The organism is Cytobacillus sp. FSL H8-0458 (assembly GCF_038002165.1).
Classification (GTDB): Bacteria; Bacillota; Bacilli; order Bacillales; family Cytobacillaceae; genus Cytobacillus.
In genome coordinates this window covers 2,980,630-3,000,569 of record NZ_JBBOBR010000001.1, presented here as the reverse complement: position 1 = coordinate 3,000,569, position 19,940 = coordinate 2,980,630, and the positions used below count along the sequence as shown (strand labels likewise).

23 protein-coding genes are annotated in these 19,940 nt (G+C 41.2%); 16 read left to right on the top strand and 7 right to left on the bottom strand.

Features of this window, described 5'->3' with window-relative positions; genetic code table 11:
• The first annotated feature begins 129 nt into the window (after positions 1-129).
• A complete protein-coding gene (locus NYE23_RS14640) occupies positions 130-585 on the top strand; it encodes a helix-turn-helix transcriptional regulator (RefSeq protein WP_341078896.1) in 456 nt (151 codons plus the stop codon).
• A gap of 61 nt (positions 586-646) precedes the next feature.
• Here NYE23_RS14640 and NYE23_RS14635 read toward each other — a convergent pair whose 3' ends face one another.
• Positions 647-1,183, bottom strand: coding sequence for a universal stress protein (locus tag NYE23_RS14635; RefSeq protein ID WP_341078895.1), 537 nt, complete (start codon positions 1,181-1,183; stop codon positions 647-649).
• A 322-nt stretch (positions 1,184-1,505) separates the two neighbouring features.
• On the opposite strand from NYE23_RS14635, the gene NYE23_RS14630 reads away from it, so the two are divergent.
• Entirely contained in the window at positions 1,506-3,596 is a 2,091-nt protein-coding gene (locus NYE23_RS14630; protein ID WP_341078894.1) for a transglycosylase domain-containing protein, read from the top strand.
• Positions 3,597-3,651: 55 nt separating this feature from the next.
• Positions 3,652-4,398 carry a class I SAM-dependent methyltransferase gene (locus NYE23_RS14625; RefSeq protein ID WP_341078893.1) on the top strand — a complete coding sequence of 249 codons (747 nt, stop codon included), beginning with the start codon at positions 3,652-3,654 and terminating at the stop codon, positions 4,396-4,398.
• A 430-nt stretch (positions 4,399-4,828) separates the two neighbouring features.
• Here NYE23_RS14625 and NYE23_RS14620 read toward each other — a convergent pair whose 3' ends face one another.
• Positions 4,829-5,152: an HPr family phosphocarrier protein gene (locus NYE23_RS14620; protein WP_197207770.1), complete on the bottom strand. Its 324-nt coding sequence runs from the start codon at positions 5,150-5,152 to the stop codon at positions 4,829-4,831.
• A gap of 258 nt (positions 5,153-5,410) precedes the next feature.
• Between NYE23_RS14620 and NYE23_RS14615 the strand changes: the two genes are divergently transcribed.
• The 10 genes from NYE23_RS14615 (at position 5,411) to fumC (ending at position 15,519) form a co-directional block, all read left to right on the top strand.
• Positions 5,411-6,697, top strand: a complete 1,287-nt coding sequence (locus NYE23_RS14615) for an MFS transporter (protein WP_341078889.1) — start codon at positions 5,411-5,413, stop codon at positions 6,695-6,697.
• Between the two features lie 150 nt (positions 6,698-6,847).
• The gene (gene sigY / locus NYE23_RS14610) at positions 6,848-7,411 is read left to right on the top strand and encodes an RNA polymerase sigma factor SigY (protein ID WP_341078887.1); all 564 of its coding nucleotides are present in this window, start codon (positions 6,848-6,850) and stop codon (positions 7,409-7,411) included.
• On the top strand, positions 7,365-7,715 hold the full coding sequence (locus NYE23_RS14605; RefSeq protein ID WP_341078885.1) for a YxlC family protein: 351 nt from the start codon (positions 7,365-7,367) through the stop codon (positions 7,713-7,715). Before sigY ends, NYE23_RS14605 begins: the two co-directional genes overlap by 47 nt.
• Entirely contained in the window at positions 7,712-7,912 is a 201-nt protein-coding gene (locus tag NYE23_RS14600) for a sigma-Y antisigma factor component (RefSeq protein ID WP_341078884.1), read from the top strand. Before NYE23_RS14605 ends, NYE23_RS14600 begins: the two co-directional genes overlap by 4 nt.
• 15 nt (positions 7,913-7,927) lie before the next feature.
• A complete protein-coding gene (locus NYE23_RS14595; RefSeq protein ID WP_197200846.1) occupies positions 7,928-8,131 on the top strand; it encodes a hypothetical protein in 204 nt (67 codons plus the stop codon).
• On the top strand, positions 8,112-8,429 hold the full coding sequence (locus NYE23_RS14590) for a YbjQ family protein (RefSeq protein ID WP_048011864.1): 318 nt from the start codon (positions 8,112-8,114) through the stop codon (positions 8,427-8,429). The genes NYE23_RS14595 and NYE23_RS14590 overlap by 20 nt, the downstream gene beginning before the upstream one ends.
• 217 nt (positions 8,430-8,646) lie before the next feature.
• Positions 8,647-9,435, top strand: a complete 789-nt coding sequence (locus NYE23_RS14585; protein WP_341078880.1) for an alpha/beta fold hydrolase — start codon at positions 8,647-8,649, stop codon at positions 9,433-9,435.
• Between the two features lie 570 nt (positions 9,436-10,005).
• The gene (locus tag NYE23_RS14580) at positions 10,006-11,763 is read left to right on the top strand and encodes an ABC transporter ATP-binding protein (RefSeq protein WP_341078879.1); all 1,758 of its coding nucleotides are present in this window, start codon (positions 10,006-10,008) and stop codon (positions 11,761-11,763) included.
• Complete coding sequence (locus tag NYE23_RS14575; RefSeq protein WP_341078878.1) at positions 11,760-13,772, top strand: ABC transporter ATP-binding protein; 2,013 nt, start codon at positions 11,760-11,762, stop codon at positions 13,770-13,772. The genes NYE23_RS14580 and NYE23_RS14575 overlap by 4 nt, the downstream gene beginning before the upstream one ends.
• Before the next feature lie 364 nt (positions 13,773-14,136).
• Positions 14,137-15,519 carry a class II fumarate hydratase gene (gene fumC / locus NYE23_RS14570; RefSeq protein ID WP_341078877.1) on the top strand — a complete coding sequence of 461 codons (1,383 nt, stop codon included), beginning with the start codon at positions 14,137-14,139 and terminating at the stop codon, positions 15,517-15,519.
• Between the two features lie 68 nt (positions 15,520-15,587).
• On the opposite strand, the gene NYE23_RS14565 is transcribed toward fumC, so the two are convergent.
• Positions 15,588-15,806, bottom strand: coding sequence for an alpha/beta-type small acid-soluble spore protein (locus NYE23_RS14565; protein ID WP_035326833.1), 219 nt, complete (start codon positions 15,804-15,806; stop codon positions 15,588-15,590).
• A 297-nt stretch (positions 15,807-16,103) separates the two neighbouring features.
• On the opposite strand from NYE23_RS14565, the gene NYE23_RS14560 reads away from it, so the two are divergent.
• Complete coding sequence (locus tag NYE23_RS14560; RefSeq protein WP_341078876.1) at positions 16,104-16,346, top strand: hypothetical protein; 243 nt, start codon at positions 16,104-16,106, stop codon at positions 16,344-16,346.
• Between the two features lie 102 nt (positions 16,347-16,448).
• Here NYE23_RS14560 and NYE23_RS14555 read toward each other — a convergent pair whose 3' ends face one another.
• A complete protein-coding gene (locus tag NYE23_RS14555; protein WP_341078875.1) occupies positions 16,449-17,558 on the bottom strand; it encodes an ABC transporter ATP-binding protein in 1,110 nt (369 codons plus the stop codon).
• A 115-nt stretch (positions 17,559-17,673) separates the two neighbouring features.
• A complete protein-coding gene (locus NYE23_RS14550) occupies positions 17,674-18,567 on the bottom strand; it encodes a PucR family transcriptional regulator (RefSeq protein WP_341078874.1) in 894 nt (297 codons plus the stop codon).
• Between the two features lie 128 nt (positions 18,568-18,695).
• On the opposite strand from NYE23_RS14550, the gene NYE23_RS14545 reads away from it, so the two are divergent.
• Positions 18,696-18,956: a metal-sensitive transcriptional regulator gene (locus NYE23_RS14545; RefSeq protein WP_035326844.1), complete on the top strand. Its 261-nt coding sequence runs from the start codon at positions 18,696-18,698 to the stop codon at positions 18,954-18,956.
• 195 nt (positions 18,957-19,151) lie between these two features.
• On the opposite strand, the gene NYE23_RS14540 is transcribed toward NYE23_RS14545, so the two are convergent.
• Together NYE23_RS14540 and NYE23_RS14535 are read right to left on the bottom strand one after the other, a co-directional pair.
• Positions 19,152-19,337, bottom strand: coding sequence for a hypothetical protein (locus tag NYE23_RS14540; RefSeq protein WP_341078873.1), 186 nt, complete (start codon positions 19,335-19,337; stop codon positions 19,152-19,154).
• Positions 19,338-19,427: 90 nt separating this feature from the next.
• Positions 19,428-19,634 (bottom strand): YheE family protein, encoded by a 207-nt coding sequence (locus tag NYE23_RS14535; protein WP_341078871.1) that lies wholly within the window; start codon positions 19,632-19,634, stop codon positions 19,428-19,430.
• A gap of 99 nt (positions 19,635-19,733) precedes the next feature.
• Between NYE23_RS14535 and NYE23_RS14530 the strand changes: the two genes are divergently transcribed.
• On the top strand, positions 19,734-19,904 hold the full coding sequence (locus tag NYE23_RS14530; RefSeq protein WP_341078870.1) for a hypothetical protein: 171 nt from the start codon (positions 19,734-19,736) through the stop codon (positions 19,902-19,904).
• The last annotated feature ends 36 nt before the right edge of the window (positions 19,905-19,940 follow it).

Genomic DNA, 19,940 nt, shown 5'->3' with positions numbered 1-19,940 from the left:
ATTTTTTTGTGATAATTGGTATAGTTAAAGAAAAAGACAGTTTTTTATTTGTAAAATGGTCATTATTTCTTTTATAATATAGAAACAGGTGTAAATTTACACCAACAACAAAAAGGGAATGAAGCTGCATTGACTAGAGATGAAATCATACTGAAAGTTTCAGATAAGATCCGTCTTATTCGTACAGAGGCAGGATACACACAGGATAAGATGGCGGAAATTATTGGTGTTTCAAAAAAGACCCTGGTTCAAATTGAGAAAGGGCGAGCAGAGGCAGGCTGGTCGACCGTGGTAGCTGTTTGTGCATTATTCAGGGAAACGGAAACAGTCCGGTTTTTGTTTGGAAATGAACCACTTGAAGTTCTGGAGACTATTGCCAGAGAAGGAATCGATTATAGGAAGGAAAAGACCCTTGGCGGGAAGCTCTGGTGGAGGGAATTAAAGAGAAGCAACGGTTTGATTCTTCAGCAGAATATCATTAGCCAGCACTACCGGATTATTGATCAGGACCATTTTAGAATTTACAGCAGTTTCGACGAAATGTCTTCTAAAGAACGGTTTGAGGAGCTGGCAGCCGAGAATTAAGACCTTCACCAATAATAGCTTTATTCACATAAAAAAGCAGCCGCCGGGCTGCTTTTCTGTTTTAAGGGATTTTCGGATTTTCCTTCTCTTTAGCTATAAGCACCGGGCAAGGAGCATTTCTGGCAATTTTTGTACTGGTGCTCCCAAGGAACATCTTTTTAATTCCGCCTTTGCCTGAGTTTCCAACAATAATTAAATCGGCGTTTTCAGCCGCTGCATATTCACATATGCTTTCTGCCGGGCTTCCCTCAATAACATCGAACTTTGCATTAATGCTGTAAGGCTCAAGAATTTCCCTGGCATTGTAAAAAGTATTGTCCACACTATGCTTTACTCTTGCATGTGTATTGGAAGAGGATTCATCATGATATACCGGAAGAGGGGGGATCTGAATTCCCTCCAGCATATAGCCATTTGTTCTTACAGGCTCGACTGCTTTTTCATTGTTTATGGGAATATTTTCAACTGTTTCTTCAAAGACCTGAGCAACCAGGAGTTGAGCTTCAGGGTTTTGTTTAACTAATCCGATTGCCAAATCCAAAGCCTGTCTGCTTCCGTCTGTATCATCATAGCCCAATACAATTTTATTAAAATTCATCAGTGTTCACTCCTTCTTAAGGTAAGGAAACTTATTGTTTATATACCCTCAGCTGCGAAGAGTAAATCATAAAAAACCTCAGAGCTTGAAAACTTAATATACCCCCATAAAAAATGACCGGTATCCGTAAATTCTAATGCATATTTTCAGCAGTGAAGAGTATCATTGGAAGTTCCAGGGTATATTTATATGTCCGGCAGTAGTTTGCATGGAAACAAAATACTATATAAAATCATATTCTTTGAAGTTATGCTGTTATCGGTGTAATCTGAAGACTTCCGTACAAATGCAAATTAATCATCAGCAAGAATTTGGAGGAAATATGAGAAAGAAAACTTCAGTTATTAAAAAGTTTCAGTCCACTTGGAATAAGCTGCACCTTACACAGGTATCCATATTGCTTGCATCTACTTTGGTCCTGGCTTTCTTAAGCTTCGTCTATTTTTCATATAAGGATGCGGATATAAGTGCACTCGAAGCAGGGCTTGCACAATCCACGGTCATTTATGACGCCGATGGGGAAGTAGCCAGTAAAATCTCAGCAAATAAAAATGAAGGCATCTCCATTGATCAAATTCCTGATCATATGAAAAATGCTGTTATTGCCATTGAAGATCACCGTTTTTATGAACACGGGGGCATTGATTTAAAAGGAATAGCCAGGGCCTTCTTTACAAACGTGAAAGCAGGCGGAATAGTCGAGGGCGGCAGTACGCTTACCCAGCAGCTGACCAAAAATGCGCTATTGTCTTCAGAAAAAACATACAAGAGAAAACTGGAAGAATTCTTCCTTGCCCTTGAAATTGAAAAGGAATACAGCAAAGACGAAATTCTTCAAATGTATTTAAACCAGGTTTATTTTGGGGAAGGCGCATGGGGGATCAAACGTGCGGCGATGAAGTACTATGGAAAAGATGTTGAGGATCTCTCCATTAGTGAAGCAGCATTGCTTGCAGGGCTGGTTAAAGCCCCATCAGCCATCAATCCTTACCAAAATGAAGAAAAGGCAATAGAGAGAAGGAATACCGTCCTTGATCGTATGAAGGAACACAGCTTTATTACTGAAAAGGAATGGGAAAAAGCCAAAAATGAAAAGCTTGTTTTTGAAGACAGCGGCGGTGATCCCTTTAAAGGGAAATTCCCTTATTATGTAGACGTTGTTCTGGAAGAGGCGATTAACAAATACAATATTTCGCTTGATGAGCTTTTAAGTGAAGGGTATCAAATATATACTGAGCTTGATCAGGAGATGCAGAGCAGTGTAGAAGAAACCTACACAAATGATCAATTATTTCCTAAAGGGACGGGAGATCAGCAGGTGCAAAGCGGAGCCATACTTCTGGATCCAAAGAATGGAGGAATCCGTGCCCTTGCAGGTGGAAGAGGTGAACATACCCTTCTTGGCCATAACCGTGCCGTTCATAAAGTAGGCCAGCCCGGATCGACAATGAAGCCGATTGTACCATACGCAGCAGCATTGGAATCGGGTTGGAAAATCACAGATGAACTTAAAGATGAAAGAATGACATTTGGCAAAGATTATGAGCCGAATAACTATAATGGCCAGTTCCGGGGTAATGTGCCAATGTATGAAGCAGTCAAGGACTCTTTGAATGTTCCTGCTGTATGGCTTTTGGATGAGATTGGTGTTGAAAAAGGGGTAGATGCGGCGAAGAGGTTTGGTATACCTGAAGAAGCCATCAATCAGAATCTTGCACTTGCTCTTGGGGGCACAAGTGTAGGAGTTTCTCCTCTGACCATGGCACAGGCCTATGCTGTATTTGCAAATGGCGGAGAGAGGCCGGAAGCCCACTCCATTACAAAAATAGTTGATAAAGATGGAGTCACAGTAGCAGAGTGGAAAGGTGAGAATACAAGAGTCATTTCCAAGGATGTTGCAGATAAAGTGACAACCATGCTTCTCGGGGTAGTTCAGCATGGTACAGGGAAGGCTGCCCAAATACCAGGCAGAGAAGTTGCAGGGAAAACAGGCAGTACACAAATGACCATCGAAGGCATTGACGGAGTTAAAGATCAATGGTTTGTCGGCTACACACCACAGCTGGTAGGTGCTGTGTGGGTAGGCCATGATAAGACAGATGCAAATAATTATCTTACTACCTCCAGCAGTGAAGGCACGGCTCCGATATTCCGGGCAATCATGTCAGAAGCCCTGAAAAATCAGGAAGCAGAGTCATTTAATGTCCCTCATATTGCCGGCCTGATGGAACAGAGGCAAAGGGAGCAGCAAAGGAAAGCATGGGAAGACAACATAAAAAAAGAAACAGAGAAGATAAAAGAAAAAATTGAAAAAGAAAAAGAGAAATGGAAAGAGAAATGGGATAAAGGGAAAGAAAAAGGTAAAGGAAAAGATAAAGATAACAAGAAAGATAAAGAAAAGAAGCATGATTAATACATTTTACGAGTACAGTGAAAAGCTGTACTCTTTTTTTAAGGAGGTCATCTATATGGCAGAACAATTTTATGATGAATTAGCGGAAGAGTATCACTTAATATTTGAGAATTGGGATCGTTCCATTGCCAGACAGGGTGATGTACTGGATCAACTTTTATCGGCAGAAGGAATAAAAAACACATCATCTTTATTGGATTGTTCTTGCGGAATAGGGACTCAAACATTAGCTCTGGCCAAAAAGGGGTACAAAATAACTGCATCAGACATTAGTGGAAAGTCAATCGATAGGGCAAAAAGAGAAGCAGAGCTGAGACAGCTGAACATCCAATTTTTTCAGGCAGACATGAGGGCATTGTCATCTGTGCACAGTGAATCTTTTCAGGCCATTATCTCGATGGATAACGCCTTGCCGCACCTTATCACCGAAAAAGAATGCATCAAGGCACTTAAAGAAGTTTACAGTTTACTCAGCGAGAAAGGCATTTTTCTCTTTTCAATCAGGAATTATGATGAAATACATAAAGAAAGGCCAACGTCCACCTTGCCTGCCAAAAGGGATCACACCATAACCTTTCAGCTTTGGGATTGGCATTTGAGTTCTGATATATATAATTTGAGGCATTTTACAATGGTGGAAAAGGACGGAACCTGGTCTGTGTCAGAAAGACTTTCTCAGTATAGGGCCTACAGAAGGGAAGAGTTAAACAATTACCTGCGCAAAGCTGGTTTTCGGCAGATCAAATGGCTCCTCCCTGAAGAGTCTGGATTTTATCAGCCAATTGCCATTGCATATAAATAAAGTTTGTTTTCGCAAGGTTTGTTGCTTTTTCCTCGTATCTACTGAGTTGATTGGAGCGGAAGGTGGGAGATCCTCGAAAATGCATTCGCATTTTCTTCATGCGGTGTTTACTCAAGGAAGCTTATTCACAGTCCTGCGGGAGTAGCAGGGCAGGTGAGACCCCGCAGACGCGGAGCGTCGAGGAGGCTCACCGCCTGTCCCGCGGTTCGCTGAGCAGCCTGGAGCGGAAATCAACGGACAACATTGATGGCTGAAAAACAGTAATATATACGAAAAGAGCCAAAAAAAAAGGCCATTCAGCCTTTTTTAATAGAAATAATTTAGAATAACCAGCTGATTAGTGCTCCAATTACCACAATCGCACCAACTACCATAAAAATTGTACGTATCATCTATTTTCACTCCATTCACTCTGCAATAAAATAGTCAATTATAGCTGAATTGTTTCAGCTGTATTGATTAAGCGTTTTTCTGACATGCGAAGTACAGAAACATGGTTGCTGCACATGTCTTTGATATGCTCCAGATGGTTCTGGACTTCAGTTCCTTCCACAATGATTTTCAGACTCGTTTGCGGTTTCACTGTTAAAAGGAAAGACACTAATTTAGAAAGGTTTGAGGCATCCACCGCTTTGTGCTTGCTGTAGAGATAAGTGGTGCCTTCAAATTGTTTTGACGCCTGGTAAATTTCAAGCATTTTCTTCATTGTGAACTTGTTTCGAACTAATACATTACTAGAAATAATTTCTTTCATTTTAAAAATCTCCTTTTAAAAAAGTATTTTATATATTAATCGATTAATGATGTGGTTGTACTATGGAATTACCCCGGTATTCAAATCCGTAAACCACCCAGGTTCAAGTGTGAATAATTACCTTTATAAATCATCCGTATTTAGGGGTTGAGGCACCATCAGTCTGCAGAATGAGATAAAAACCATCAAAAGCCGCTTTATCAACTGTTTGGGGCAATTTATAGTAGAGATATAAACAGGGAAACTGAGGTAAAAGGGATGAAGAAATTTATAGTGATATTTCAAAATGCCAATTATGTGAAATTATTTTTCGCCAACTTTACTTCTCAGATGGGCAGCACGATTGGTTTAACAGCATTTATGTTTTATTTGCTGGATCGTTTCTCGGAACAGCCTTTTTATGCCACATTAACTGAATTGATGTTCTCTGTTCCGACCCTGGCGGTGTTTTTTTTAGTTGGAGTGTTTGCAGATAGGATGGATCGCCAGAAAATAGCTTATCATTGTGATAGGATAAGCACGTTATTATCAATTGTGCTTTTACTGACTATTATTATTGGCTGGATGCCGCTCGTATTTACAGTATTGTTCCTGAGGAGTGCCATTCAGAAGTTTTTCTTTCCCGCTGAACATGCAATGATCCAAGGCATATTGAAAAGTGAAGATTATACAACTGCTGCAGGCCTTAATCAGGTGGTGATGAGTCTTTTCATGCTGTTCGGAAACGGCCTTGGCATTTTTGCCTACTGGACAGTGGGAGTATACGGTGCGATTGTGGCTGATGCACTTACCTTTATCATCAGTGCATTATTAATAAAATCCTGCCGCATACCTGAAGAGGTCCGTCTGCCAAATGGCGCACATGGTCTTAAAGACTTGAATATCCCGCTTGTCTTCAAGGATTTTAATCTGGGGATAAAATATATTCTCCAGCACAAATTATTATCTGCCTTGCTTGTCGGTTTTTTCGTTTTCGGAGTGGTAAACGGCGGATTTTCAGTCATGCCTATTTTTATGCTGAAATACAAACTCGAGCCGCAATCCTATGAGGAATACTCAGTCCTGCTCGGAATAACTTTTGGGATTGGCGTTCTGCTTGGCAGCTTTGTGGCCTCTTTGCTTACTCAAAAATTCAAACTTTATCAGCTGATCATTGCCGGACTGCTGTTATCCGGAAGCTTCATCATTGCTGCCTCTTTTGCAGAGAACACGTTTATTTTCCTATCTTTATTATTTGCTGCAGCTTTTGGGCTTCCTTTAGTGAACATTGCAATTGGCGGCTGGATGCCAAGCATTGTTGATCCGAAGATGATGGGAAGAGTACAGGGATGGATAAGTCCGCTGATGATGCTTTCTCAATCCATAACACTCGGGTTTATTGCCGTCAGCTTTCCAGGGTTCCTCAAAGTGGAAATGCTTTATTGGATGGTAGGCGGATGTTTAGCACTTGTCGGTTTATTTTACAGCATCGTTCTACCGGGATTAACGAAAAAATCAGAAAAAACCGGTGAAGCACATTCTTTGGAACAGACTGGTGCAGTATAATGTAATACAAGACAGAATAGCCCCTATAACAGGGGCTTTTTATGTATAAAAAATAATTTTAAAAAATAATGAACCTTTTCATCTTTTGAACGTCTTATGAGTGAAATAAACAGAGAACAATGGGATGATAAGAAGAGAGGAAAGAAGCTGATGGAGGAGAAAGACCTTATAGTAAGTGCCAAACGAGGCGATCAGCTCGCTTTTGCCATGCTTTTTAAAAATAACTATCCCTTTCTGGTTAAATACTTAATCAAAATCACAATGAATCCTGATGCAGCAGAAGAGCTTGCTCAGGAAACAATGGCCAAATGTGTTGAAAAAATCGGCCTGTTTAATGGCAAATCGAAATTTTCCTCCTGGCTGATAACCATTGCTACGAATTTGTATATTGATCAGAAGCGAAAGTCGAAAAGAGAGAAGAACTGGAAAGCACAGGAAGAAGTTTTCAGACGCATGAAATGGCATCTTGAAAGCCGAAATGAAGAATGGAATGATGCCTTATCCGCATTGGGAAAACTAAAAGACGAGATTAGGATACCTATTGTTCTTAAACATTATTATGGCTACTCGTATGAGGAAATTGGAAAAATGATGAACATATCTTCAGGCACTGTCAAATCAAGAGTGCACAATGGAATCATGTCTGTAAGAGAGGAGTTGAAGCTTCATGGCGAACAGGAAAGTGCTGCAGCTGGAACAAGATCATCAAGATGAGCAGTTATTGGCTGCAGTTAAGGAGATAGAAGACGTATTGGAAACGCTGGAAGAAAACGTCCAGGTACATACACCTGATCTGCAATTTTTTGAAAACTTAGTTGCAGACCAAAAACAGGCAATGAAAAGGAAATTGATCAGGGAGTTAGCTATCTTCTTTGTTGCTGCACTCCTCATTGTAACTTCTGTATTATTCATGCTGTATCAGGTTCCGTCTGTATTTTTTATTCTGCAGGGAATTGTCACAGTTTTTATTATGGCCTATAGCTCAGTCAGCTTCGTGAAACAGGTGAATGGCACATGAACAGCGGAGAAATATCTCTTCCGTTGCTGATTATTGTGGGAGTCATCTTAATAGCACAGAGTACGTTCCTATTCCTTGATGCAAGAAAGCACGGCCACAATTATTGGCTATGGGGAATTATCGGTTTAATTCAGGCGCCAATGCCAACGCTGTTTTACTTGATTTTCGTCAGAAAGATTTGGCAGAAAAAAGATTGATTGAGGGATGGAAGGATGAAAAAATTAAAGCAGATGCTGCTTCTTGCAGCAACCGGCGGCCAGCTTCTCGGGATTGCCATGCTGTTTATTAATATTAAGGCTGCGATTATGTTTTATATTTTGTATGCTTTAATGATCATTGCGTTATTTATTGTGCTGATAGCTGAGAGAAAAAGAGAAAAAGAGGAGGAAGAACAAAATGATTATCGTGACTACTGATACGGTATCCGGAAAAGAGATTAAAGAAATTAAAGGGTTTGTAAGGGGGAGTACAGTCCAGACCAAGCATATAGGAAAAGACATTCTGGCTGGATTGAAAACAATTGTAGGCGGAGAAATTGGCGAATATACTGAAATGATGGATGAAGCCAGACAGAAGGCAATTGGCAGAATGGTTGAAGATGCAAAGGCAAAAGGGGCCAACGCAATCATCGGAATGCGGCTGCAAACCTCAGCAGTTATGCAGAATGCTGCGGAAATCATAGCCTATGGGACTGCAGCAATAATTGAAGAATAGCAGGAGAAGAACCAGCTGACATAGAATTAGCTGGTTTTTTAATGTCCTAAATAGGGAAAGGTTTGTTTATGAATATTTGGCAGAAAATACTTGAAAAGAATCTAGTGAATTTTTTGTGATATTATAAGCATTTTTCGCCGAAATCCTTTACAATAGAATGAAACTTCTTTAAAAACAAAACTAAGAAAATGACACTAGAATGTGGATTGGAGTATATATGCTATATTACCGTACGTATGTGAAAGATGAGTCCCTGCCATGGGTTACCTTTGTTCATGGTGCAGGGGGCAGCTCTGCAATCTGGTATAAACAAATGAGAGAGTACAAAAAGCATTTCAATGTTCTGCTGGTCGATCTGCGGGGGCATGGTCAATCTGGAAGGGGCACCTGGGAAGAAGGAGATCATTTTACAGAAGTTTCTCAGGATATAGTGGATGTGCTCGATCATCTTCATATCACAGACTCCCACTTTGTCGGAATCTCGCTTGGGACTATAGTGATACAGACAATCGCGCAGAATCATCCGGAAAGAGTTGCTTCCATGATTCTGGGCGGTGCCATTACTGAATTGAACTGGCGCACAAGGTTTTTGATAGCAATTGCTAATTTGACTAAGTATATGCTGCCATATATGTTGCTTTATAAGCTTTTTGCTTGGATTATCATGCCAAAAAGAAACCATCTTGAATCAAGACATGCCTTTGTAAGGCAGGCAGCAAAAATGTGCCAAAAAGAATTCATCAACTGGCTGTCCTTAACAAAATCGGTTAATCCGTACCTGGGAAAAATCCAATCCAGCATTTCTCACATCCCTACCCTTTTTATTATGGGACAGGAAGACCATTTGTTTATTAAGTCTGTAAAAAGCATTGCCCAAAAAGCTAAAACAGCTTCAGTCAAAATCATTACAGGTGCAGGACATGTATGCAACATTGACAAACCTGATGCCTTTAACAGGATAACCATCGACTTCATCAACGGGCAAAAAAGAAGATTGGCTTCGTAAAGGATCCCAGTGGATCCTTTTTTTTAATATATCGATGACAGAAAATTTTTAAAAGTAGGTAAAAAGCTGATTGACTTTTAGTGTAAGCGGTGATAATCTTACCAATATGGAAAAAAATGAAAAGGAGGGCTACAAAATGATCTTAATTCATCATCAAACAACAACACAAAAATTAAAGTTTGTAACCTCTCCTTTAGAACATTTAAAAATGTAAACAGGATCTGCCTGCACATTTATTTTGAAGGAGCACAGGTTACATTTCGTAACGTGGGCTTTTTTGTCTCTTAAGACATATCGCATGCCGCGGTATGTCTTTTTTTCGTCTCAATTATCAATTATCACCAATAGGAAATACAGGCATTGCCTGTTTCCATATATTTAAGTTTTAAGAGCGGCTGTTTTCGGCAGCTATACAAAAAAGGAGGAAAATTTTATGAATGCCGTAAGAATGAAAAGAAAAACAATTTTGCCGGAGGATCTGGATGGAGGCTAGTTATGAATTTGCTGCTGGTTTATGTATGAAAGCTCTCATTAGAAACGTGAGCTTCATACCGGAAAGGGGAGAGAACGTTGTTTTCGATTTTGGGAAAATTAAGCTGGTTTTTTAAAGAAAACTGGAAAAGGTATACAATTGCCATTTCTCTGCTGATCATTGTCGGAATTCTTGATGTCATGCCTCCAAGGCTTGTGGGAATGGCAATTGATGATATCCACTTGGGTCAGATGAGCAGTGCTAAAATAATGGAATACCTTGGTTTATTGGCAGTCATCACAATCGTGTCCTACGCAATAACTTATATCTGGATGTACCAGCTCTTCGGGGGGGCATTCCTGGTTGAAAGAAAACTGCGTTCACAGTTTATGGGTCACCTATTGAAAATGACCCCAACATTTTTCGAGAAAAACCGGACCGGCGATTTAATGGCCAGGGCAACAAATGATTTAAAAGCTATTTCGGTAACGGCCGGTTTCGGAATATTAACACTGGTGGATTCCAGTGTATTTATGCTGACAATATTGTTTACGATGGGATTTCTTGTTAGCTGGAAACTAACCTTTGCTGCAATATTGCCTCTGCCTATCATGGCCTATCTGATAAAAATTTACGGGAAGAAGATTCATACGCGGTTTATGAGCGCACAGGATGCCTTCGGGGAACTAAATGACCGGGTTCTTGAATCTGTTTCGGGAGTTCGGGTGGTGCGCGCTTATGTTCAGGAAAGAGCAGATCAGCAGCGTTTCCATGAACTCACTGAAGATGTATACAGCAAAAATATTGAAGTGGCCAAAATTGATTCACTATTTGAGCCGACGATAAAGGTGATTGTGGGCCTAAGCTATCTGATAGGACTTGGATACGGTGCTTATCTTGTTTTCCACCAAACCATCACCCTTGGCCAGCTCGTGTCCTTTAATGTGTATTTAGGCATGCTGATTTGGCCAATGTTTGCTATTGGAGAATTAATTAATGTCATGCAAAGGGGAAATGCTTCCCTTGACCGGGTACAGGAAACATTGTCCGCTAAGCAGGATATTGTGAATCCTGAAAACCCGTCTATCGTTGATGTCCCTGCCAATGTTATCTTCAAGGATGTTCATTTCCAATATCCTTCCTCAAAAACGGCTAATCTCACAGGGATTAAGCTGCATATTGAACGCGGGGAAACGCTGGGCATTGTAGGAAAAACAGGAAGCGGGAAGACCACTTTTATAAAGCAGCTATTAAGAGAATATCCGTCCGGCAAAGGGAAGCTTGCGATTGCTGATGTTCCGATTGAAGAACAGGAGCTTGAAAGAACGAGGGGATGGATCGGTTATGTTCCACAGGATCATGTTCTTTTCTCCAGGACTGTACGGGAAAACATCCTTTTTGGAAAAGAGGAAGCAACTGAAGAGGATATGCAAAAAGCGATTGATTTGGCAGCTTTCCGAAAAGACCTTGAGCTTCTGCCGGAAGGGCTTGAAACAATGGTCGGTGAAAAAGGAGTGGCCTTATCAGGAGGGCAAAAACAGCGGATTTCGATTGCACGTGCCCTTGTGAAGGATCCGGAAATTCTGATCCTTGATGACTCTCTTTCAGCCGTTGATGCTAAAACAGAGAAGAAAATTATTGATAATATCCGGACTGAGCGCAAAGGGAAAACGACGATCATTACGACTCACAGGATGTCAGCAGTCCAGCACGCCGATCAAATTATCGTCCTTGATGAAGGCATGATAGCAGAAGAAGGCACTCATGAAGACCTAATGGCTATGAATGGATGGTACAAGGAACAATTTTTGAGGCAGCAGACTCAAACATCTGCTGAAGAGGAGGTGCTTTCATGACCACAGGAAAGCGGTTATTCCAGTATGCACTTCATTATAAAAAAACGATTATTGCTGCACTGCTGATGCTTACAGTCGCTGTAGCAGCAGATCTGGCGGGGCCTTTCATCGCGAAGAAGATGATTGATGACCATATCCTTGGCATAGAATCTGTCTGGTATCAGACAGAAGACGGAAAAGATGGTGTGGAGTATGATGGTCAGTTTTACAAAAAGGAGCAAAACCTTGATCAGGGTGAGCGGAAAATAGATCAGGCACGCATCCTGCAGGCTGGTAGCCAATTCGTCTTTATAAGGGGTGACATTGCTTTTGATGGAGAGCGAACCTTCAAAGAGGGCAAACTCTTTATTGAAAAAAGCGGCCAAACCGAAACCTATGCAGGGAAGGTATTGACTGGTAAAGAATTGATGCTATTCTATTCACCCGAGATTCCTAAAATTGTTCAGCTTTTGGCCTTTTACTTTGGATTACTGGTTATCGCTGCATTTTTTCAGTACGGTCAGAGGTTTTTTCTGCAAAAGTCAGCAAATAGGATTATCCAGCAAATGAGAGAGGATGTCTTTGGGCAGATACAAAGGCTGCCAATCAGTTATTTTGATAATCTTCCGGCAGGCAAGGTGGTTGCACGTATAACTAATGATACCGAAGCCATACGTGAGCTTTATGTGACCGTATTGGCAACCTTTTTTACAAGTGCCATATATATTTCAGGTATTTATATCGCTTTGTTTATTTTGAATGCCAAGCTTGCTGCGATATGTTTAATCCTGCTCCCAATTTTATATGTATGGGCGATTGTGTACCGTAAGTATGCATCAAAATACAACCACGTTATCCGTTCCAGGGTGAGTGATATCAATGGCATGGTTAACGAATCGATACAGGGAATGAACATTATCCAGGCGTTTGGCCGCGAAACAGATACACAGAAGGATTTTGAAAAGCTGAATACAGAGCATTTTACCTTTCAAAATAAACTTTTGAGCCTTAATTCACTTACATCGCATAATTTAGTGGGCGTGTTGAGAAATGTGGTTTTTGTTGCATTCATCTGGTACTTCGGAGGAGAGTCGCTCAATGCAGCAGCTGTCATTTCACTTGGGATGCTTTATGCTTTTGTAGACTATATTAACCGTCTGTTTCAGCCTGTGCAGGGCATTGTCAACCAATTGGCCAATCTTGAACAGGCATTGGTTGCGGGTGAACGAGTCTTCAAACTGCTTGATGAAGAAGGCATTGATATCAGTGATAATAATATATCCCGCTATAAAGGGAATGTTACATTTGATCATGTGCACTTCGGCTATAAGGAGAAGGAATATGTGCTGAAGGATCTTAATTTTGAAGCAAAGCACGGAGAGACAGTTGCGCTGGTAGGCCATACCGGATCAGGTAAAAGTTCGATCATGAATCTTCTTTTCCGTTTTTACGATTGCCAGCAAGGAAAGATTATGATCGATGGCATGGATATAAAGCAGATTCCAAGGCAGGAGCTAAGAAAGCATATGGGCATCGTCCTCCAGGATCCATTTTTGTTCACGGGGACCATTGCTTCCAATGTCGGTCTTGATGCCCCTGAAATATCGCGGGAGAAAGTGGAAAAAGCCCTGAAGGATGTCGGAGCAGATAAGATATTTCAGCATCTTGAAAAAGGCTTTGATGAGCCGGTTATCGAGAAGGGCAGCACGCTTTCCAGCGGGCAGAGGCAGCTCATTTCGTTTGCTCGTGCCCTTGCTTTTGATCCGGCCATCCTGATACTGGATGAAGCAACATCAAGCATAGACACTGAGACAGAATTAATTATCCAGGAAGCCATGGACGTGCTGAAAAAAGGAAGAACCACCTTTATCATCGCCCATCGGCTTTCAACAATCCGAAATGCTGACCAAATCCTCGTTCTGGATAGGGGCAGGATCGTTGAAAAAGGAAACCATGATGAGTTAATGGAGCAAAAGGGCAAATATTATCAGATGTATCAGCTTCAGCAGGGGTCAACACTTGCTGGATAGAGGGAAGCGCCGGATGGCGTTATCTTTTTAAATATGGTTTTATCCTAAAAGGGATTTGTTCAAAAAAAATTCATTTTTCAGACACAGAATAGTACTGGTATAAAGAATTTGTAATCCGATATACATGATAATCTTATGTTATCACACATATCTGGAGGAGATTTTTATGGAGGAATTTTCCATTACCTTAGTGATAGCAAGTATTATGGTGCTTGGATACTTTATTGGGTATACAATTATAAAAGCATAGCTGCCTGCTGTTCCAGCCAGGCAGTTTTTTTTATGCTGATTTTTATCATTAAATTTTGAAAATAAGGGAAAAGAATATAAAGGAATCATAATAATCATTTAAGGAGGTATGAAATTGGCTGATTTTAGAATTGAGAAAGATACTTTAGGCGAAGTAAAGGTGCCCGCTGATAAATATTGGGGAGCCCAGACACAGCGGAGTAAGGATAACTTTAAAATCGGCATTGAAAAGATGCCGATGGAAGTAATTTATGCCTTTGCCAAGGTAAAGCGTTCTGCTGCAGTTGTCAACAACAGGCTTGGGAAGCTTTCCCATGACAAAATGGAAGCTATCACAAGAGCCTGTGATGAAGTTCTAAACCATAAGTTTGACAGCCACTTTCCTCTGGCTGTATGGCAGACAGGTAGCGGCACACAATCAAATATGAATGTAAACGAGGTTGTCTCCAAAAGGGCAAATGAACTGCTGGCAGAGAAGGGGATTCGAGACAGTAAAGTGCATCCAAATGATGATGTCAATATGTCTCAAAGCTCCAATGATACATTTCCGACTGCCATGCATATCGCAGCTTATACGGAGGCGGAGCAAAAGCTGCTTCCGTCATTAAAGGAATTAATAAGGACGGTTAAATCGAAAGAAGAGGCCTTTAAAACAATCGTCAAAATAGGCAGGACCCATTTACAGGATGCAACTCCTCTTACATTGGGTCAGGAAATCAGCGGCTGGCGTGCCATGCTTGAAAAGAATGAAAAAATGCTGAAGGACGCAAAGCAGTATCTGCTTGATTTAGCCATTGGCGGTACAGCAGTCGGAACGGGCATTAATGCAGAGAAGTCATTCGGATCTGAAATGGCAAACGAAATCTCCAGACTTACAGGCTATTCGTTCCGTTCCTCTGACAATAAATTTCAGGCCCTGACCAGCCATAATGAAATTGTCCATTTTCATGGGACATTGAAGGGGCTTGCAGCAGATCTGATGAAAATAGCCAACGATGTCCGCTGGCTGGCAAGCGGGCCGCGCAGCGGAATTGGGGAGTTATCGATCCCGGCAAATGAACCAGGCAGTTCTATCATGCCTGGCAAAGTAAATCCGACACAAAGCGAAGCCCTTACGATGGTGGTTTGCCAGGTCTTTGGAAATGATGCCTCCATTGGATTCGCGGCAAGTCAGGGGAATTTTGAATTGAATGTGTTCAAGCCTGTTATTATCTATAATCTTCTTCAAAGCATCAGTATTCTTTCAGATGGAATGGCCTCTTTTAATGAAAAATGCATGATGGGACTGGAGGCTAATAAAGAAGTGATTATTGGCCATGTTGAGAGATCACTAATGCTTGTAACAGCACTCAATCCGCATATTGGCTATGAAAAAGCAGCGGAAATTGCCAAACTCGCATTCAGGGAGAATACAACCTTGAAAGAAGCAGCCTTAAAGACAGGCTATATTACGGAAGAACAATATGAGAATTGGGTTGTGCCCGAAAAGATGGTCTAAATTTAAAATGGCCCCCCTTTCAAGAAGGAGGGCCAAAGCCATATTTATTCAATTGTTATCTTGCTTTATTAGAAAGAACCGCCGCCAAGCTGTTGTTCAGCCATTTGTACAAGGCGTTTTGTGATTTCTCCCCCAACAGATCCGTTAGCGCGGGAAGTTGTTTCTGCACCAAGGTTTACACCAAATTCAGTAGCGATTTCGTACTTCATTTGATCAAGTGCTTGAGCTACTCCTGGTACTAGTAATTGGTTTGAGGAATTGCTTCTGCTAGATGATTGGTTGTTCATGTGATTTCCTCCTCGAAATTTTAAGTGTATTGGTTTTTGGCTGGGTTAGCTGGAATTGCACCAGCGTAAGGATTTTATCCTGCTCCACTGCCTGGCGTAACCCATCGTTTTTCACTGCGGGCACTTGGTGCCGCTGTGTTTACTCTCTATTATGTTTGATTTATAAAAGTTTATTCTTTCAGAAAATCGGGAATTTTTTCCTGATAAAATCCTCTGATTAAGAGTCTTACATAACGAAGATTAAACAGACAAATCATAATAAATATCAGCAAAGAAAACGAAAGTGAGAGGATTGGAATGGCTATTTGCCCAGTCTGCAACGGCTTTGAGAAACTCGAAGCAGCCTGCAGCTCCTGCGGAAGCAGGATGGAGGACAGTGGAAGAGTAATGGACTTTTACGATGATTATAGTGCTTATATGCCAATTGACCAGATGAAAATGGAAGATGGCTATCCCCGGGATTATCAGCAGGAGGAATGTCCCCATTTGCTGAAGTGTCCATCATGCGGCCATGATTCGGTAATGTTTATCAAAGAGTAAAATGATTATAGAAAAGCGGCAGCACCTTGTGACAGCGGGAGAAAAGGCACTGCAGGCAGACCGTATTAAAAAGACCCCGTCAGCTTTGACGGGGCTTAAATGTTATTCTTTTTCAGAACGGATTCTTCTTTCATGGTCTGCATCAAAGAAGTGAGCTTTGTTCATATCGAAAGCAAGCTCAAGGTTTTGGCCCGGCTTAATATCTGTGCGGGAATCCACGCGTGCAACGAAATCCTGGCCTTCGATGCTTGAGTAAATCATTGTTTCAGCACCAGTCAGTTCGGAAACGTCAATGCGGGTATTGATTTTTGAACCGGCAGATGCATCAATAAATACCGGCTCATCGTGAATATCTTCCGGTCGAATGCCCAGGATAATGTTTTTGCCTGAATATCCCTGTTCACGAAGAACCTTCATTTTACCTTCAGGGACTGCAATCTGAGTTTTGCCAATAATAAATTTGCCGTCTTCAAGCGTTCCGTTAAAGAAGTTCATGGCAGGTGAGCCGATAAATCCGCCTACAAAAACGTTTTCGGGCTTTTCGTAAACTTCTTTTGGTGCGCCAACCTGCTGAATCACCCCATCCTTCATAACAACAAGGCGGGTAGCCATTGTCATTGCCTCTGTCTGGTCATGTGTTACATAGATAGTTGTTGTTTGAAGACGCTGGTGAAGCTTGGCAATTTCTGCACGCATTTGAACACGAAGCTTTGCATCAAGGTTTGATAAAGGCTCGTCCATGAGGAATACCTTTGCATCACGGACAATCGCACGGCCCAAAGCTACACGCTGGCGCTGTCCGCCTGACAGTGCTTTTGGCTTGCGGTCAAGATAAGGCTCCAGCCCCAGAATTTTTGCTGCCTCTTTTACACGTCGGTCGATTTCATCTTTTGGAAACTTTCGAAGTTTAAGGCCGAAAGCCATGTTATCGTACACGGACATATGCGGGTAAAGTGCATAGTTTTGGAAAACCATTGCAATATCACGATCTTTTGGAGGAACATCGTTGACACGCTTCTCATCGATATAGAAGTCGCCTTTTGAAATTTCCTCAAGACCTGCAATCATACGGAGAGTTGTAGATTTACCGCAGCCGGAAGGACCGACAAAAACAATAAATTCCTTATCTTTAATATGAAGGTTAAAATCTTCTACAGCTGTTACTTTATTATCATAAATTTTATAAATATTATCGAGTTTTAATTCTGCCATCAGGGTAACCTCCCAATAATCTTTTTCTTAAATACAGTTTAAAGGATACTGCGGTTTTCCCATATGGCCAAACTGCACAAAAAAACTGAAAGCGTTTTTATGCAATGTGCTCAAATCATGCCTGCTCAATCAGCAAACAGGCTAAATAAACAGTCAGCGCGCTGTTAAAGTCCTTCAAATGAATACCGGTCTTCTCTGTGAACTTATCAAGCCTGTATTGCAGAGTATTCCGGTGGATATACAACTTTTTCGCAGTTAATGAAACGTTAGAGCTGTTCTGTAAAAACACTTTTATGGTGTGCAGGAGTTCAGGGTCTTCTACCAGTAAAGAAAGGCGTGAAAGCAGGCTCTTTTTTATAACTGCATCCAGATTCCCGGTGACAAGAGAAGGAAAAAGCTTTTCAAAATTCAGCACTCTTTCAGCCGGAAGCAAAGAGGAGGCTTGCTCGAATAGAAGCTGTTCTTCTTTAAAAAGATTGTGTAATTGAGTTCCCGCCCTATTGGGAATGCCAATGTAAAAGGCTGTCTTTACAAAAAAGTCACTTTCTAAAGCATTGGAAACAGCAAGGAAGTCTTCTTCGGCAAGAGAGTCGTTATCTTCCTCAATGATGACCCCTGTGGCTTCCCCATTCCATAAAATCGTTATGTCCTTTTCAAAAAAACCTCTAAAAGCAGCTTCCATATCCTCACGTATCCATTCGCCCTCAGACATTTTGAATTGAACCAGCCTGTACGGAACATCTTTTGCGAATGACGGATGATTCCCATTTGAAAATAAGTATTGAAACCAGGCTTGGGCAGCAGGGGAAAGGTGAATGGAACTGTCATGGAATTCAAACAAAGTCTTCAAGACCATCAGACTATCTGCAGACACCTCTTGAGCTGGAATGCCAAGCCATTGGCCTGACTCCTCATGATGAAACCAGTACATATCAGAATTAAAGCTAAGATCAGGTTTTTTAAGTTGAAGTTGAGAGCCCGGATACCGGTCATGTAATTTGTTTAACATATCTTTACCCTTTGGTTTGATAAATTTTTGTGTTTCTTATATTATAGCAGTTATAATTTAATTGAAAAAATTAACTTAATCTGTGAATGCTTCTATAAAGGGAAATGAGAGTATGAGGAGTGAGACTCATGGAATATACACCTGAAATGAAAAACCGCTTGAAAAGGCTGGAAGGCCAGGTGCGGGGTGTGATCCGAATGATGGAAGAAGAAAAACACTGCAAGGATGTTGTTACACAATTATCTGCTGTCCGTTCTGCAGTTGACCGAGCAATGGGATATATTGTAGCTAAAAACCTGGAGACATGCATCCGTGAAGCAAATAATGAAGGCAAAAATGCGGAGGATGCAATCCAGGAAGCAGTGAACATGATTGTGAAAAGCAGATGACCAGAAAAGCGGAAGGCGCCTGCTTTTCGGCGACAAGCATAAGACGAGCTGGCTGAAAGGTTGTTCTTTAACCTTTTGGCCGGATTGGCTTATGACCTCGAGCCGATGGCGCCTGGAGCTAGACAGTTATCTAACTGCAGAATAAATTCAATTTAATCTTTATATAAGGCACCTGACTTCAGGTGCCTCTTATTTTTACTCTGCCTCGAATGGAGGTTCTTCCTCATGCAGTTCCCTGGCTTGTTCGATATTAACATCATCACCGCGCCCATGGACCGAACCTCCGGAAAGACCCTCGTTTATGATTCTGTCTATATCCATATAAGCTTTGTCCCTGCCTTCATACTGGACGTCCTCTGAAACCTTGCGTTTTTTATTCATGTGTAAATCGCTCCTTTAAATAAAATATCCTGGCGGGATTATTTTTCCAAAAGAGCTTTATCGTCATGCATGAATCCTCTAATTTTTTTCTTATTCATATACATGAAATAACATCAATTCATGAATCTGGGATTTCAGGTCTTCCTCCTGGCCGGAAGGATCTCCGGATGTCCATTCAATTTTTCCATTAGGATGATAGATGCCGGCAATTTTTTGCTTTTTGAAGTAAAAAGAAAATGTCCATCCCGGCAATTGTTTGTTTTCATATAAAGGTTTGAATTGAAAGTGTGTCAGCATTAGGATTCCTCCAGATGTTGTAATATCCCGTTTAATGTTCCTGAAAAGGGGAATGGAACAGATGTAGAAACATTTTAACATTAAAAGGAGGCAAAAAGGATGAAAAGAAACAACAAATTTATGATGTCAGCCATGGCCCTTGGAGCAGCTTATTTAATGAGAAACCCGGAGTCACGCCAAAAGCTTAAAGACCAGTTTAAATCTTTCGCCGGCAGTGCCTCTAAAAAGGATAGCGTTAAGACAGCGAAAAGCCCTGTAACGACTTATTAATCCTTTGACAGGGACACTTGGAAAAAATCGCATAAA

What these genes read in the sequence shown, in the direction of transcription:
- NYE23_RS14600 (WP_341078884.1), top strand. Translation starts at nt 7,712, where the DNA reads ATGAACAGCGGAGAAATATCTCTTCCGTTGCTGATTATTGTGGGAGTC.
- NYE23_RS14605 (WP_341078885.1), top strand. Translation starts at nt 7,365, where the DNA reads ATGGCGAACAGGAAAGTGCTGCAGCTGGAACAAGATCATCAAGATGAG.
- NYE23_RS14540 (WP_341078873.1), bottom strand. Translation starts at nt 19,337, where the DNA reads ATGAATAAAAAACGCAAGGTTTCAGAGGACGTCCAGTATGAAGGCAGG.
- NYE23_RS14620 (WP_197207770.1), bottom strand. Translation starts at nt 5,152, where the DNA reads ATGAAAGAAATTATTTCTAGTAATGTATTAGTTCGAAACAAGTTCACA.
- NYE23_RS14595 (WP_197200846.1), top strand. Translation starts at nt 7,928, where the DNA reads ATGAAAAAATTAAAGCAGATGCTGCTTCTTGCAGCAACCGGCGGCCAG.
- NYE23_RS14550 (WP_341078874.1), bottom strand. Translation starts at nt 18,567, where the DNA reads ATGTTAAACAAATTACATGACCGGTATCCGGGCTCTCAACTTCAACTT.
- NYE23_RS14575 (WP_341078878.1), top strand. Translation starts at nt 11,760, where the DNA reads ATGACCACAGGAAAGCGGTTATTCCAGTATGCACTTCATTATAAAAAA.
- NYE23_RS14635 (WP_341078895.1), bottom strand. Translation starts at nt 1,183, where the DNA reads ATGAATTTTAATAAAATTGTATTGGGCTATGATGATACAGACGGAAGC.
- NYE23_RS14590 (WP_048011864.1), top strand. Translation starts at nt 8,112, where the DNA reads ATGATTATCGTGACTACTGATACGGTATCCGGAAAAGAGATTAAAGAA.
- NYE23_RS14555 (WP_341078875.1), bottom strand. Translation starts at nt 17,558, where the DNA reads ATGGCAGAATTAAAACTCGATAATATTTATAAAATTTATGATAATAAA.
- NYE23_RS14615 (WP_341078889.1), top strand. Translation starts at nt 5,411, where the DNA reads ATGAAGAAATTTATAGTGATATTTCAAAATGCCAATTATGTGAAATTA.
- sigY (WP_341078887.1), top strand. Translation starts at nt 6,848, where the DNA reads ATGGAGGAGAAAGACCTTATAGTAAGTGCCAAACGAGGCGATCAGCTC.
- NYE23_RS14585 (WP_341078880.1), top strand. Translation starts at nt 8,647, where the DNA reads ATGCTATATTACCGTACGTATGTGAAAGATGAGTCCCTGCCATGGGTT.
- NYE23_RS14545 (WP_035326844.1), top strand. Translation starts at nt 18,696, where the DNA reads ATGGAATATACACCTGAAATGAAAAACCGCTTGAAAAGGCTGGAAGGC.
- NYE23_RS14565 (WP_035326833.1), bottom strand. Translation starts at nt 15,806, where the DNA reads ATGAACAACCAATCATCTAGCAGAAGCAATTCCTCAAACCAATTACTA.
- NYE23_RS14630 (WP_341078894.1), top strand. Translation starts at nt 1,506, where the DNA reads ATGAGAAAGAAAACTTCAGTTATTAAAAAGTTTCAGTCCACTTGGAAT.
- NYE23_RS14625 (WP_341078893.1), top strand. Translation starts at nt 3,652, where the DNA reads ATGGCAGAACAATTTTATGATGAATTAGCGGAAGAGTATCACTTAATA.
- NYE23_RS14535 (WP_341078871.1), bottom strand. Translation starts at nt 19,634, where the DNA reads ATGCTGACACACTTTCAATTCAAACCTTTATATGAAAACAAACAATTG.
- NYE23_RS14560 (WP_341078876.1), top strand. Translation starts at nt 16,104, where the DNA reads ATGGCTATTTGCCCAGTCTGCAACGGCTTTGAGAAACTCGAAGCAGCC.
- NYE23_RS14530 (WP_341078870.1), top strand. Translation starts at nt 19,734, where the DNA reads ATGAAAAGAAACAACAAATTTATGATGTCAGCCATGGCCCTTGGAGCA.